Genomic DNA, 715 nt, shown 5'->3' on the forward strand with positions numbered 1-715 from the left:
CCACAAATAGTGGGATAAATTTTTACACATAAGGAGATAAGACTATGGCAAAAAACAAATTACTAAGAATGGACAATGTCAGCATCGTTGTAGAATCTCTTGATGACGCAATCTCTTTCTTCGAGGAGGTTGGCTTGAACCTCGAAGGGCGCGCCACTGTCGAAGGTGAATGGTCTGGTCGCGTCACGGGACTTGGTTCTCAGTGCGTAGAGATCGCTATGATGGTTACTCCAGATGGCCACAGCCGAATTGAACTTTCGCGGTTTCTTACTCCGCCCGCTATATCAGACCACCGGACTGCTCCTGTAAATGCCCTCGGTTATTTACGCGTCATGTTCACCGTTGAAGACATTGACGAAATGGTATCCAGACTCACTAAGCATGGTGCTCAGCTCGTTGGCGAAGTGGTTCAGTACGAGGACTCGTATAAGCTCTGCTACATTCGTGGAGTCGAAGGACTTCTAATCGGTTTGGCGGAAGAACTCGATAACAAATAAGTAAATGACGTTTTATAAAAATCCTTTACTGAAGTAAAAATATTTGAAGAAAATTCTTATTCAATAAAAGGGCGCTATTGTTGAATGAAACTTAGATTTTTAAGCGACTTTATTATTATATTTTCAACCCCATTCTAACTTTAGAACGGGGCTATGTTTGTTTGAGCTTTTAAAATTTCCGTAGTCTTTTTAGAATAAATTAGTTAAAAACAAAAGAC

1 protein-coding gene is annotated in these 715 nt (G+C 40.7%); it reads left to right on the forward strand.

The features are described from left to right. The first annotated feature begins 44 nt into the window (after positions 1-44). Positions 45-497 carry a VOC family protein gene (locus KI356_RS27455; RefSeq protein WP_212937035.1) on the forward strand — a complete coding sequence of 151 codons (453 nt, stop codon included), beginning with the start codon at positions 45-47 and terminating at the stop codon, positions 495-497. The last annotated feature ends 218 nt before the right edge of the window (positions 498-715 follow it).

The sequence above is a fragment of the Bacillus hominis genome (assembly GCF_018332515.1).
Taxonomy (GTDB): domain Bacteria; phylum Bacillota; class Bacilli; order Bacillales; family Bacillaceae_G; genus Bacillus_A; species Bacillus_A hominis.